The 12,435-nt window shown below is 52.9% G+C and carries 11 protein-coding genes; 7 read left to right on the top strand and 4 right to left on the bottom strand.

Annotated features, from left to right (window positions below; all coding sequences use genetic code 11):
• Positions 1-51 precede the first annotated feature (51 nt).
• Positions 52-1,467 carry an argininosuccinate lyase gene (gene argH, locus NSS79_RS31305; RefSeq protein WP_342437410.1) on the top strand — a complete coding sequence of 472 codons (1,416 nt, stop codon included), beginning with the start codon at positions 52-54 and terminating at the stop codon, positions 1,465-1,467.
• Between the two features lie 131 nt (positions 1,468-1,598).
• Here the strand turns inward: argH and NSS79_RS31300 are convergent, their stop codons facing one another.
• Complete coding sequence (locus tag NSS79_RS31300) at positions 1,599-2,384, bottom strand: alpha/beta hydrolase family protein (RefSeq protein ID WP_342437409.1); 786 nt, start codon at positions 2,382-2,384, stop codon at positions 1,599-1,601.
• A gap of 222 nt (positions 2,385-2,606) precedes the next feature.
• Between NSS79_RS31300 and NSS79_RS31295 the strand changes: the two genes are divergently transcribed.
• Entirely contained in the window at positions 2,607-3,209 is a 603-nt protein-coding gene (locus NSS79_RS31295; RefSeq protein WP_342437408.1) for a DL-endopeptidase inhibitor IseA family protein, read from the top strand.
• Between the two features lie 20 nt (positions 3,210-3,229).
• On the opposite strand, the gene NSS79_RS31290 is transcribed toward NSS79_RS31295, so the two are convergent.
• Together NSS79_RS31290 and NSS79_RS31285 are read right to left on the bottom strand one after the other, a co-directional pair.
• Positions 3,230-3,634: a hypothetical protein gene (locus NSS79_RS31290; RefSeq protein WP_342437407.1), complete on the bottom strand. Its 405-nt coding sequence runs from the start codon at positions 3,632-3,634 to the stop codon at positions 3,230-3,232.
• A 202-nt stretch (positions 3,635-3,836) separates the two neighbouring features.
• Positions 3,837-5,273 (bottom strand): VanW family protein, encoded by a 1,437-nt coding sequence (locus tag NSS79_RS31285; RefSeq protein ID WP_342437406.1) that lies wholly within the window; start codon positions 5,271-5,273, stop codon positions 3,837-3,839.
• Positions 5,274-5,571: 298 nt separating this feature from the next.
• On the opposite strand from NSS79_RS31285, the gene ftsE reads away from it, so the two are divergent.
• From ftsE to NSS79_RS31260, 5 genes are all read left to right on the top strand, one after another.
• Entirely contained in the window at positions 5,572-6,258 is a 687-nt protein-coding gene (gene ftsE / locus NSS79_RS31280) for a cell division ATP-binding protein FtsE (RefSeq protein ID WP_038600957.1), read from the top strand.
• On the top strand, positions 6,248-7,162 hold the full coding sequence (ftsX, locus tag NSS79_RS31275) for a permease-like cell division protein FtsX (RefSeq protein WP_341096733.1): 915 nt from the start codon (positions 6,248-6,250) through the stop codon (positions 7,160-7,162). The genes ftsE and ftsX overlap by 11 nt, the downstream gene beginning before the upstream one ends.
• A 68-nt stretch (positions 7,163-7,230) precedes the next feature.
• On the top strand, positions 7,231-8,547 hold the full coding sequence (locus NSS79_RS31270) for a peptidoglycan DD-metalloendopeptidase family protein (protein ID WP_342437405.1): 1,317 nt from the start codon (positions 7,231-7,233) through the stop codon (positions 8,545-8,547).
• Positions 8,548-8,666: 119 nt separating this feature from the next.
• Positions 8,667-10,136, top strand: coding sequence for a S41 family peptidase (locus NSS79_RS31265; RefSeq protein WP_342437404.1), 1,470 nt, complete (start codon positions 8,667-8,669; stop codon positions 10,134-10,136).
• Between the two features lie 111 nt (positions 10,137-10,247).
• On the top strand, positions 10,248-11,558 hold the full coding sequence (locus tag NSS79_RS31260) for a PDZ domain-containing protein (protein ID WP_342440476.1): 1,311 nt from the start codon (positions 10,248-10,250) through the stop codon (positions 11,556-11,558).
• 218 nt (positions 11,559-11,776) lie between these two features.
• Here the strand turns inward: NSS79_RS31260 and NSS79_RS31255 are convergent, their stop codons facing one another.
• Positions 11,777-12,433, bottom strand: a complete 657-nt coding sequence (locus NSS79_RS31255) for a response regulator transcription factor (protein WP_342437403.1) — start codon at positions 12,431-12,433, stop codon at positions 11,777-11,779.
• Positions 12,434-12,435 lie beyond the last annotated feature (2 nt).

The following is a 12,435-nucleotide window of genomic DNA, read 5'->3' as shown; positions in this document are numbered from 1 at the left end:
CCGTCAGGACAGGAGCGGCCCTTCTGGCGTCAACAGAGGAGGAAACAACAGGTGAGCAAGCTTTGGGGCGGACGTTTTACCAAAGGAACAAACAAGCTGGTGGAGGAATATACGGCTTCCATCGGGTTCGATAAGGCTTTGGCCGAAGAGGATGTGCAGGGCAGTCTGGCCCATGTCACAATGCTGGGCAAATGCGGGATTTTGCCGCAGGAAGATGTAGAGACGATCAAGGCAGGACTGAATAAGGTGTTGGATAAGGTTCGTGCAGGCGAGATTGTTTTTTCCGTAGCAGATGAAGACATTCATATGAATATTGAAAAGAACCTGATCGAGGAAATCGGTCCGGTCGGCGGGAAGCTGCACACCGGACGCAGCCGTAACGATCAGGTGGCGACCGACATGCATCTATACCTGCGCAATCGGGTAGTAGAGCTGGTTGGGCTGCTGCATGAGCTGCAGGAAGCACTGATTGGCCAGGCGAAGGATAATGTGGAGACGATTGTTCCCGGTTATACGCATTTGCAGCGGGCACAGCCGATTCTATTCGCCCATCACCTGCTGGCTTATGTGTCGATGTTCCGCCGGGATGCGGAGCGCCTGACGGACAGCTACAAGCGGATCAACGTGCTGCCGCTGGGAGCGGGTGCGCTGGCGGGAACTACATTCCCGATTGACCGACATTTTGTAGCGGAACAGCTTGGCTTCGACAGTGTGTACGAGAACAGCCTGGATGCAGTCAGCGACCGTGACTTTATCGTGGAGTTTCTGGCGAACGCCTCGCTGATCATGACCCATCTGTCCCGGCTCAGCGAGGAGCTGGTGCTGTGGAGCAGCACGGAATTCAGCTTCGTAGAGCTGGACGATGCCTTCTGTACTGGCAGCAGTATTATGCCGCAGAAGAAGAATCCGGATGTGCCGGAACTGGTGCGGGGCAAAACCGGCCGCGTCTACGGCAACCTGATTGGCCTCCTGACCGTGCTGAAGTCCCTGCCGCTGGCCTACAACAAGGATATGCAGGAAGATAAGGAAGGCATGTTCGATACAGTAGCCACTCTTACAGGGGCGCTGCAGCTGTTTGCACCAATGATCTCCACCATGAAGGTGAATAGGGGGCGGATGCGTGAAGCGGTGAATACCGACTTCTCCAACGCGACTGATATTGCAGACTTCCTGGTCGGCAAAGGTTTGCCTTTCCGCCAAGCCCATGAAGTCATTGGCAAAACCGTACTGTTCTGCATTAACGAAGGGAAATTCCTGCTCGATCTGACGCTGGAGGAATTCAAGCAGTTCTCGCCGCTGTTCGACGAGCAGATCTATGCGGTCCTGCAGCCGGAAGCGGTGGTGGATGCACGCAACGTGTACGGCGGCACAGCCACTGTGCAGGTGAAAGCAGCGATTGAACGGGCAGAGGCTGCCTTGCTTGAGGCCAATAAATGGGTAGCGCAGCATGGGGACGCCGCTGAATAGTTAACTTTTGGCCAACGCATCATCGAAAGAGCTTAAATCAAGAAAGACTGTCTTCAGCCGTATCTTAGGATGCGGGGAGGACAGTCTTTTTTCGATGCCAGGGGAATGTCACTGCATTGGCAGAGAAAAGCCTATTTACTCAGCGGCAGCCAGTCCAGCACATCGCGGATCTTGGTGTCCCAGTAGCCCCATTCATGTTCGCCCGGACCTTCTTCATAAGTGAGCGACAAAGACGTCTTGCTGCAGGCTTCACGGAAGGCCTGGTTATCCTCGTACAGGAAATCCTCGGTACCGCAGCATTGGTAGAGCAGTGGTTTGGGTCCCTTGGAGCCGTCAACTTCCTGAAGCAGCCACAATAAGTCATCCGGAGTGCCTGCGATGTCTTTCTTGCCAAAGATCAGCTCGTACTCTTTACTTTTCTTCAAGGCATCTTCCGAGTTCAAGAAATGATGGGCCATATCGAGTGCCCCCGACAGACTTGCAGCAGCGGAAAAAACCTCCGGCTTGCGCAGACCCATCTTGATCGCCCCATAACCGCCCATCGAGAGGCCAGCCACGAAGTTATCCTCACGTTTCGCTGACAACGGAAAAAAGGAGCGCGCCAGCGCAGGCAATTCCTCACTGATAAACGTCCAGTAATTACCCCCTGAGGCCATATCCGTATAAAAGCTGCGATGTACCTGCGGCATAACCACAGCAATCCCCAGTTTCGCCACATACCGTTCGATTGAAGTCCGGCGCAGCCAGATGGAATCATCATCAGACAAGCCATGCAGCAAAAACAGCGTCGGGTGAAGATCACCCCGTTTTACGTTGCTCATCCCGATTTGTGTAGTGGTTTGCTGCGGCAAAATGACAGTCATCGAAGTGTTCAGTCCCAATACTTCTGAATAAAATTTGCATTCTATTAAAGCCATTTATTCACTCCTCCTCTCAGCCAAATAATAGCACAGTGCAAATCCGATATACATCCTCGGCTGAGCTTTTTTTGTGCTTGCCGGACATTAATCCGTTTTCATAAGAAGCGGGATTGGGTATTTTAGCTTAAGGGAGACCGTAAGCTATAAAGTGGCTATTGCTGCAATGGAAACATTTGAGCTCTGCTAATTTTTAAAGACAATGAAGGAGGCGTTTAAAGGATGAACAAGAAGTGGATGATCGGTTCGTTAGCTCTCTCCCTGGGGCTGATGTCTGCGGGAAGCGGGGCACTGGCGGCTTCACTGCCGCTCTCGAATACAGGAGTAAAAAGCGTGGCCGTAGTGGCACCGGGAAAAGAGGGGCCGGTACTGATCAATAATTTGACAGTCAATAGCGTGGTTCCGCTGGTGGCCCATGCCAAAGCTTTGTATACGTATACGCATCGCGGAGGAAGTGCATATATGCCGGAGCTTTTTCAGTATAATACTATGGAATACCGGTTTCTTTCCAGTGATCTCGGAACGAAACAGAAGCTGCTCAGTTACATAAAACGTGCGTACACCCACAAGGCGGCGGCTTATTATGTACAGAATCAATTTCTGGAGTATAAGGGGAGAATGGCGCAGGTGAATGCCGACATGGGCGATTCACTGCAATATGAGAAGGCCAAGGCCAGAATGGTTTCCAAAACCACAACCTCAGCAGTGTTCGAGCTTACTGTGCCTTATCCGGAGGGCCAGGGCCCGACAGAAACTGTAGTAGTCGAACTGAAAAAAGTGAACGGGTACTGGAGGATTGACACGTCACCGGACATTCTTTTCTAAGAGGAAGTGGAGTAGGTTTGCTATTCGGGCTGAGGTAGATCTGAAGGGTAGACAACACCGGAGAACTTGCCGTTGCCCGTAATAATAATGCAATCATTTCTCATAGGCTCGGGGCGGTTCATTGCTTCAGCCCGCACGTTGTCTGGGGAGGCGGAGATGTCTGCAATCAGCGGCTTGCGGCTCATCAGCTTGGTGATAGATTCTCTGTAGAAATGATCCATGCCCAAACGCCCGGTGGCTTTCAAAAAGAAGCGCTCGCACATCAGCAGGCCAACAGGTTCATTCTCGGAATTGCAGACGACGATGCATTTGGATTCCGGATGCTGAAACATGACACGCAGCGTTTCACGGCAGGTGCGGGAGGCGTAGACGGCAGGAGCGCTGCGGACAACGGAGGGCAGTCCGGATGCAAGTATTGTGCTCATAGTAATTCATCCTTTCTGATGCTAGTTTACTGTCAGTGTAACGTCATATCATTAACTGCGGTGGCGCTGTAGATTATCAGAGTGTAAAATGGATATATACACTTGTGAAACTTATACTTATATTGCCCAAAAAGACGGTTAGAGCATCCGCTGCTGACCGTCTTTTTCGAATTTCCGGAATGCCCGCCAGTAAAGGGAAGGCTCACTGCTGCCCGCTGCTGCGTACGCCATCCTCAACCAGTTGCTTTTTTGGCGATTCCGGCAGGGTGGATCTGCTCATGCCGCCGCGGTTGATGGCGATGACCCGTTTTTGCGCCGGATAGACATCGCGTGAGAGCTTTGTCTTCTCTACGGCCTTGCCGTCCTCATAGCGGGTAATATAGGTCTCAACCACATAGCCGGTTTTGCCGTTCTGCAGTACCCGTGTTCCGCCGGGAGGCAGCGAGGAGTCGCCCACATACTTATCGGTCGGCGGCAGCACCTCCACGGTCTGGGAGTGGATAGCATAGGAAACGTTCTTCGGGAACGTTCCGAACAGCTTTACAGTTAAGGTGCGCCCCTGTACCGCAGCTTTAATAATCAAGTATTTACCGGTGTTGTTGCGGAAGCGGAAATTGATGTAGCCCTGGGCGAATGTTGCATCCTGTCCCTTGGGCAGATAGCTGACCGGCAGCGAATGATTGCGCCGCTCCACAATTTCCAGCCCCGAGCGGAGTGCGGCGTTGTAGAGGGTGCTGGAGACCTGGCAGATTCCACCGCCAGTGCCGGGCTGCAGCTTGCCGTTCACAATAACCGGTGCTTCACGGAAGCCGTATTCAACCTGAGCTTTTTCAATCGCTTTACCGTAATCGAACACAGCGCCCGGCGGGAGCATTGTACCGTTGACGGCTTTTGCGGCGGCTTCTACGTTAAAGGACCGCCCGGGTCCGCTTGTACCGAGTGAAGTGCTGAATTGGGTAATTTTCCGTTCAATCCCCTGGTCTTTCAAAGCCCTAAGTGTGACTGCAGGCTCCTGGACGGCCAACGGCACTTCAAGAGTGATCCCCTTGCCCTGCAAAGAATCTACGGTACTGAGTCTGGTTGGCAGGGCCGCCCGGAGGGCAAGCTCCAGTCTGTGCCAATCTACCTCGTAAGAGGTCTTCTCTGGTGTATAGACTACCCGGTCATCCTCAGTAATCCGCCGCGTGGCGTCAACGGGAATGCCAAAAGACTCTCTTTCCCAGGCCGGGCTTAAGCTGTTCTGGAGCTGGCTGATCTCCAGATGGGCACCGAAGCTCCAGCTGCGGGGGAAACTGCGGCGGGCACGAACACGGTCCAAGAGTCTTCCGTCTGTCAGCTCCTTCAGTCCCCGGAGGAAATGTTCCGCTTCGTAGGTCATTCCCGCTTGCTTCAGCGTGAGGGTCAATTCCGTATTACCCTCCGCCTTCAGGATAAGAGGGACCGCCTCCAGCGCCTCCAGCCGCGCATTTAATCCGTTGCGGACCTCGCCGATGTCCATTCCGCCGATGTTCCAGCCTGCCAAATAGGTATCCTTCGGAATGGTTTTTTGGCTCCCATATAAATGAAGCGCTCCGGCGAAAAGAGAACCGGCAAGGATGAGCCCGATCAGAGCGATAAGCGCAGCGTGGATTTTTTTCATGAAAATTCTCCTTCTGGGGGCGTATTGGCGCTTGAAGCGGCGCGGGCCATAGTAACAATGCTAGTAGTAACAATGCTTAAAGAACGGTTTCTGTAACCGATATATATGTACAGGGGACAACATTCACGCTTTTATATATGTATATGTGCGGCTCCGGCAAAACTTTCGGGTACTCAATCGGTTACGGATTTGTTACAATAGATACGCCTGCGATAATAATGCAGTTTATGGAAGCTCCCGCTGTTTACTGTCGAAAGGCAGGGACCGGAGCAATATGTCAGAATCGGGAAGTGATAAGATGATCGAAATGCAGGATGTATGGAAGACCTACCCGAACGGAACCCATGCCCTTCAAGGTGTATCCGTTAAGATCGATCGCAATGAATTCGTTTATATCGTCGGACCGTCCGGCGCAGGGAAATCAACGTTCATGAAATTAATTTATAGAGAAGAAACTCCGACCAAAGGACAGATATCTGTAGGCGGGTTTAATATAGGTAAGCTTAAGCCGCGCAAGATCCCTTATGTCCGCCGTAATATCGGCGTTGTGTTTCAGGATTTTCGCCTGCTGCCCAGGCTGACAGCATACGAGAATGTCGCTTTTGCTATGGAGGTTATTGAAGCACCGAAGAAGATCATTAAGAAACGTGTCAATGAAGTACTCGACCTGGTAGGTCTCCGCAGCAAAGCGGGCCGTGAGCCCTCACAGCTGTCGGGCGGGGAGCAGCAGCGGATCGCGATTGCCCGGGCCATCGTCAACAATCCTTCCGTTATTATTGCGGACGAGCCGACCGGCAATCTGGATCCCGAGACCTCATGGGGAATTATGCAGCTTCTTGACGAGATTAATTTTCGCGGCACGACCATCGTCATGGCTACCCACAACAGAGATATAGTCAACAAAATGCGCAAGCGGGTGCTGGCAATAGAGAACGGTAACATTGTTCGAGACCAGGTGAGAGGGGAATACGGTTATGAGTTTTAAGACCTTCTTGCGGCATGTGCGGGAAGGCTTCAAAAACGTATTCCGCAACGGTTGGATGTCGGTGGCTTCCATCACGTCCATTGTCGTCTCTCTCTTCGTCCTAGGCGTATTTATATTGCTAGTGCTTAATGTTAATTCCGTCGCAGACAAGGCGGACAGCCAGGTGCAGATCAATGTGCACTTGGCGCTGAATACGGATCAGAAGATGCGTGAAACGGTGGAGAACGAAATTGGCAGCATGCCGGAAGTCAGCAAGGTTGAGTTCGTCTCCAAGGAGCAGGGGCTAAAGGAGTTCCGCGAAGATATGGGTCCGGATGCCGCCGAGCTTTTGGAGGGTTTTGATGTCGACAATAATCCGCTGCCGGACAAGCTGCTGGTGGAAGTTATCGAACCAACAACCGTTCCTTTTGTCTCCGAAAAGATTGAAGCACTCAACAAGACCCACAAAGAGCAGCCAATATTTAAAGTTAACTACGGCAAAGGATCGGTAGAGACGCTGTTCAAAGTAACGCGTGCTGTGCGCAACATCGGCTTTATTTTTGTGGCAGGACTTGCGCTGATGTCGATGTTCCTGATCTCCAATACGATCCGGGTGACCATTCTTGCCCGCCGCAAGGAGATTGGCATTATGAAACTGGTGGGTGCGACGAATTATTTTATCCGCTGGCCGTTCTTTATTGAAGGTGCGCTTATTGGCCTGATCGGATCACTGGTCACCTCAGGTGCTCTCTACGTTGGTTACAGCAGTCTGGTGTCTTCCGTACAGGGAGATCCGATGCTTGGGCTGAAACTTGTTCCCTTTGAGGATATTTGGTTGATGCTCTGCGGGCTGCTGGTTGGCCTGGGCGTGCTGATCGGTGTGTGGGGAAGTACCGTGTCGATCCGCAAGTTTTTGAAAGTATAAGTCTTCATTCAATACGACTGAAATTACGAAACGATAATTATTTGAGAATAAAGGATGGGGAGTGCGAGTTGAAGAAGATTGCCGCCGGATTAGCCGTTGCATTGCTGGCTGTCACTTTAGTAGGACCCTCTGACGGATACGCCAAGAAGACAAGTGTCGCTGAAATTGACAAGCAATTGAAGAAGCTGCAGCAAGAGGTGCAGACGGCCAAGGCTGCACAGGAAAAAGCGGAATCACGCAATCAGGAAGCCCAGCACTATAAGAACAAGACAACGCTTAATCTCCAGCTTGTGCTGGAGCAAATAGATCAAGTGAAAGGCGAAATGAAGACCACCTCCGGCAAAATCGCCAGCACCGAAGAGTCGCTTAATGTTACCGCGGCCGAGCTGGATGAAGCAGAAGCGCGTGTAGCTTCCCGGGAGAAATTGCTGGAATCGCGCGTTCGGCTGATGTATACAGATGGGGCGGTATCGTACCTTGATGTACTGCTGTCTTCAAAGAGCTTTGCGGATTTTCTCGACCGGGCCGATTCGCTGAAGATGATTGTGGATCAGGATCAGGATTTGCTGGTGCAGCACAAATTGGACAAGCAGACCGTTATTGTGAAGAAGCAGGAGCTTGAAGGGCAATATGCACAGGCCAAGCAGCTGTACACGAATCTGGAATCCCAGCGCAGCGTGCTTAAGGAAAGGGAAGCGCAGAGACAAGAACTTATTGCTTATTATGACAAGGAAATACAAGATACGGATGATATCAGTGAAGAGCAGAACGCCAAGCTAGTGCAGCTTGCCAGTGAACGTTCCGCTTTACAAGTGCAGAAGGATAAGATTAAGGCTGAAGAAGCGGCACGCAAGGCAGCAGCAGCGAAAGCGGAGGCGGCCCGCAGAGCGGCGGCAGCGGCAGCTAGAGCGAAGGCTGCGAGCGCTAGCAGCTCCAGTTCCGATTCGAATTCCAGTTCGAGTTCGAGTTCTTCGGAATATGTTGGAGGCAGTGGTCCTTTCCTGATGCCGGTAGGCCAGGCGCGTATTTCTTCTCCTTTTGGTCCGCGTACCCATCCGGTGACAGGAGAGGTTGGTAAAGTGCATACCGGTGTGGATTTTGCAGTTCCGCAGGGGACGAGCATCCATGCAGCGGACTCCGGCACCGTTATTATTGCAGAATGGTGGAGCGGTTACGGAAACTGCGTAATTATTGACCACGGCGGCGGTGTCTGGACATTGTATGGACATATCCGCGAAGGCGGCATTAAGGTGAGAGAAGGCGAACAGGTAGAACGAGGCCAAGTAATTGCTGAATCGGGATCGACAGGTCGTTCAACGGGGCCCCATCTGCATTTTGAAGTCCGGATTGATCAAAAAGCGGTTAATCCAATGCCTTATCTCTAATTTTTAGCACTAATAAATATAAATTCGTTATACGGCATATACTGGGAGAGATACCGTTCTTTCCTGGACGGACTAATGTGGGTTTTACGAGATGGACAAGAAGGGACGGTGGGAACGTTATGTTAAAGAAAAGCACAGCGGCCTTTATGATTGTCGCCGCCTTGCTGTGCGGCAGCCTGCTGACCTTAGGCGTAACCGGATATGTGCAAGTATTTGGACAAGCCGCAGGCGAAGGCCTGGCGGCGTCGGTGCGGCCGACCGGTGGCCTGGAGGACAAGGAGTCACAGAAGCTAGGAACCGCTCTGAGTTTGATTGAGGGCAATTATTATGAGACTGTGGACCGGGAAAAGCTGATAGATGGTGCGGTCAACGGTATGATGGAAGCCCTGGGCGACCCTTATTCCAACTATATGGGCAAGGAAACGGCAGAGAAGTTTGAGGAGAGTATCGAAGGCTCCTTCTCGGGAATCGGTGCGGAGGTTTCCTCGGACAACGGCAAGGTAGTGGTGGTGTCCCCGATTAAGGGCTCACCTGCCGAAAAAGCCGGAATTCAGGCCAAGGATGTTATCCTGTCAGTGAACGGGGAATCGCTGGAGGGGTTGGAGCTGAATGCGGCTGTAGCCAAGATACGCGGCCCGAAAGGCAGCGATGCCACGCTTCAAATCCAGCGGGCAGGTTCTGCAGTGCCGCTGAAATTTGTAATTACCCGTGCTGACGTGAAGCTGGAGACTGTGTATGCGACCATGGAGAAGAACGGGGTGGGTGTTATCGAAGTGACCCAGTTCTCCATGAATACCGCCGAACGCTTCAAGACAGAGCTGGCTAATCTGGAGAAGCAGGGCATGAAGGGACTTGTCCTTGATGTCCGCAACGATCCCGGGGGTGTACTGCAAAGAGTCATTGAGATGGCAGAGCAGTTCGTACCGTCCGGCAAAACGATTGTCCAGGTTGAAAATAAGGACAAAACGCGCGAGGTCAGTACCTCAAAGGGCTCAAGCAAGAAATACCCGGTAGTCGTGCTGATGAACAAAGGCAGCGCAAGTGCATCAGAGATTCTTGCCGGGGCATTGCAGCAATCGGCCGGGGCTAAGCTGATTGGTGAGAATTCATTCGGTAAGGGCACGGTGCAGACCAGTTTTGAAAAGGAACTTGGCGATGGCAGTCTGCTCAAGATTACCATTGCCAAGTGGCTGACGCCGGATGGCACATGGATTCACGGCAAGGGAATCAAGCCGGATATCGCCGTATCCCAGCCTGATTACTTCTCGGTGGCACCTATTAACAAAAGTGTGACACTGCAATACAACATGAACAGTTCCGATGTGAAAAGCGCACAGACGATGCTGGAGGGTCTGGGCTACAAGCCGGGCCGCAAGGATGGATATTTTGATGCAGGCACGAAGGAAGCAGTCAAGAAATTCCAAAGCACGGCGAAGCTGAAACCGACGGGTGTCATTGACGCTAAGACAGCAGAAGCCATGGAGCTGGCGCTGATCAAGGTTATTCAGGACCCGGTCAATGATAACCAGCGGAACAAGGCAATCGAAGAGATTCAGAAGGAAATTAAGGCAACAGCGTCGAAAAAGTAAGAAGGCTGAATTCAGCCTTCTTTTTTTCTATGACGGGTAGACGATAGTGGATTACACTGCAATAGGAGTCAAGCCAGGGAGATAAGGAGTGTGACGAACGCATTGAATGTGATGACGGAACTGCTTACAAGCTGGGGGAATGCGGTCATACATCTGCTTCTTCAGCCTTATTACTATATCGCACTTATATTTATAGCACTGTATTACCGCAGGCAGGTTGCACTGGAGCGGAAGCTGATTCATGTGAAGCAGCATAGCTGGGGGAAGGAAACATGGCGGACGATCTGGAGCGGGCTGGTCATGGGGCTGCTTGTCTCGCTAGCCGCGATCGCGCTGGGCATTTCACTGCCCGGGGCTGCGGTAGCTCTCATCTGGGTGGTCAGTCTGGTATTGATGTTGTTCCGTGTGCGGTTTTTATGCTTCGCTTATTCCATAGGCTTGCTGGGAGTTGCGCAATTTGTGCTCTCCTTCTTCCCGGATAGCCTGCAGAGCGGAGGCGTAAGCACCTTCGCCACGGCGCTGCGGGATATGGATATCCCGGCGCTGCTGGTGTTGGCCGCGTTGCTTCATCTTGCGGAGGCGCTATTGGCGCGCTGGCAGGGCGCGCGCCTGGCAACCCCGCTCTTCCTGGCAGGGAAGCGCGGCAAGGTCGTCGGCGGCTATCAGCTGCAAGCCTTCTGGCCGCTGCCGTTGTTCCTGCTGATTCCCTCAGGCACCGGAATCGGCGACCTGCCCTGGCAGCCGCTGCTGGGCGGCGGCCTTGGGCTGGTCTCGCTGCCGGTGATCATCGGCTTCAGCGAGATGACCCAGAGCATGCTGCCCGGGCGCAAGGCGGCCCGCACGGCAGGACGGCTGCTGCTATACAGCATCGTCCTGCTGGGCATCAGCCTGCTTGCGGCCTGGTGGAGCCCGCTGACCGTGCTCGCGGCGCTCGCGGCTGTTCTGCTGCACGAAGGCTTAAGCTGGTACAGCGCTCTGGAGGAGCGCAGTACCAGTCCCATCTTCGTGCATCCCCCGGCCGGCCGCAAGGTGCTTGCCGTGCTGCCGGACAGCCCCGCGCAGGAGATGGGCATCCTGCCGGGCGAGATCCTGCTGAAGGTCAACGGGGTCCTGTTGACCGAAGCGGCGCAGCTGCATGAAGCGCTGCGCATGAACCCGGCGTTCTGCAAGCTGGAGGTAAAGAACCGGGAAGGCGAGAGCAAATATCTGCAGCGGGCGATATATGACGGCGACCATCACCAGCTCGGGATGATTTTGGTGCCGGAGCCGGATGAATTGCGTACTGCTGAGGCCAAACCTTCCAGCATCTTCAGCATCATCGGGATGAAGACCGGAACCCGTCGCCGCAGCCTTCCGGCAGATGGACTCAAGCGGACCAAACCTGCCGGAGCTGAACCCAAACAGGAAAACGCCGGAGGCTGATCCTGCTGCAGAATTCGCAAGAGGATTCCATCCGCACACATCAACTAAACCAATAAAAGGCCTGCATTCGCGCGTAACTGCGGGAATGCAGGCCTTTTTCTAAATGTACTGAGTATATCTATGTATTCCAATCCATAGAGAAACCGGGAGCGCCTCATTGTCCGCGAACTACTTCTCCGTTCCACAACCGTTCTCTGTAACGTAATCCCGGCTGGCCATCACTTCTCCTGCTGGTTTTTCAAATAGAATATCGCAATCTGTGTCCGGTCGCGCAGTCCGAGCTTACTGAGAATATCGGTAATGTAGTTTTTCACGGTGCCTTCACTTAAGAACAGCTTAGCGGCAATTTCTTTATTGGTAAGACCTTCGGCAATGGAAGCGACGACGGCAAGCTCCGCTTTGGTTAGGCCGAAGGATTCCAGTGGACGGCCCTGTGCGGTCTCTGTACGTGAGGCGGGCTGCAGAAATCCGGCCATTTTGCGGGCGATGTCGGGATGGATCAGCATGTTGCCTTCATGCACCGTCTTAATGCCCTGGATAATGCGGTCCGGCGGGATGTTCTTGAGCAGATAGCCGCTGGCGCCGTTACGGAGTGCCTCAATGATATATTCATCATCATCAAAGGTGGTCAGCATGAGCACGGAGATATTGGGATAAGTCTCCTTGACGAGACGGGTGCCCTCCACGCCGGAGCAATTCGGCATTCGGATATCCATTAGTACCACATCTGTTTGCGGCAGCAACTGCAGCAAGGCTAATACTTCATTGCCATCGCCTGCTGCGCCAACAACCGCAATGTCGGGGTCCAGTCCTACCAGTACTTTAAGGCTTTCACGGATAAAAGAGTCATCGTCAACAATTACTACATTAATCATAG

The organism is Paenibacillus sp. FSL L8-0436 (assembly GCF_038593025.1).
GTDB lineage: Bacteria > Bacillota > Bacilli > Paenibacillales > Paenibacillaceae > Paenibacillus_AQ.
The sequence above is the reverse complement of the archived record's forward strand: the minus strand, read 5'-3'. Positions and strand labels throughout refer to the sequence as shown.

Bases quoted from the DNA above. Each gene is read 5' to 3' on its own strand.
- NSS79_RS31300 (WP_342437409.1), bottom strand. From the start codon at position 2,384: ATGGCTTTAATAGAATGCAAATTTTATTCAGAAGTATTGGGACTGAAC.
- NSS79_RS31295 (WP_342437408.1), top strand. From the start codon at position 2,607: ATGAACAAGAAGTGGATGATCGGTTCGTTAGCTCTCTCCCTGGGGCTG.
- NSS79_RS31290 (WP_342437407.1), bottom strand. From the start codon at position 3,634: ATGAGCACAATACTTGCATCCGGACTGCCCTCCGTTGTCCGCAGCGCT.
- NSS79_RS31285 (WP_342437406.1), bottom strand. From the start codon at position 5,273: ATGAAAAAAATCCACGCTGCGCTTATCGCTCTGATCGGGCTCATCCTT.
- ftsE (WP_038600957.1), top strand. From the start codon at position 5,572: ATGATCGAAATGCAGGATGTATGGAAGACCTACCCGAACGGAACCCAT.
- ftsX (WP_341096733.1), top strand. From the start codon at position 6,248: ATGAGTTTTAAGACCTTCTTGCGGCATGTGCGGGAAGGCTTCAAAAAC.
- NSS79_RS31265 (WP_342437404.1), top strand. From the start codon at position 8,667: ATGTTAAAGAAAAGCACAGCGGCCTTTATGATTGTCGCCGCCTTGCTG.
- NSS79_RS31260 (WP_342440476.1), top strand. From the start codon at position 10,248: ATGACGGAACTGCTTACAAGCTGGGGGAATGCGGTCATACATCTGCTT.
- NSS79_RS31255 (WP_342437403.1), bottom strand. From the start codon at position 12,433: ATGATTAATGTAGTAATTGTTGACGATGACTCTTTTATCCGTGAAAGC.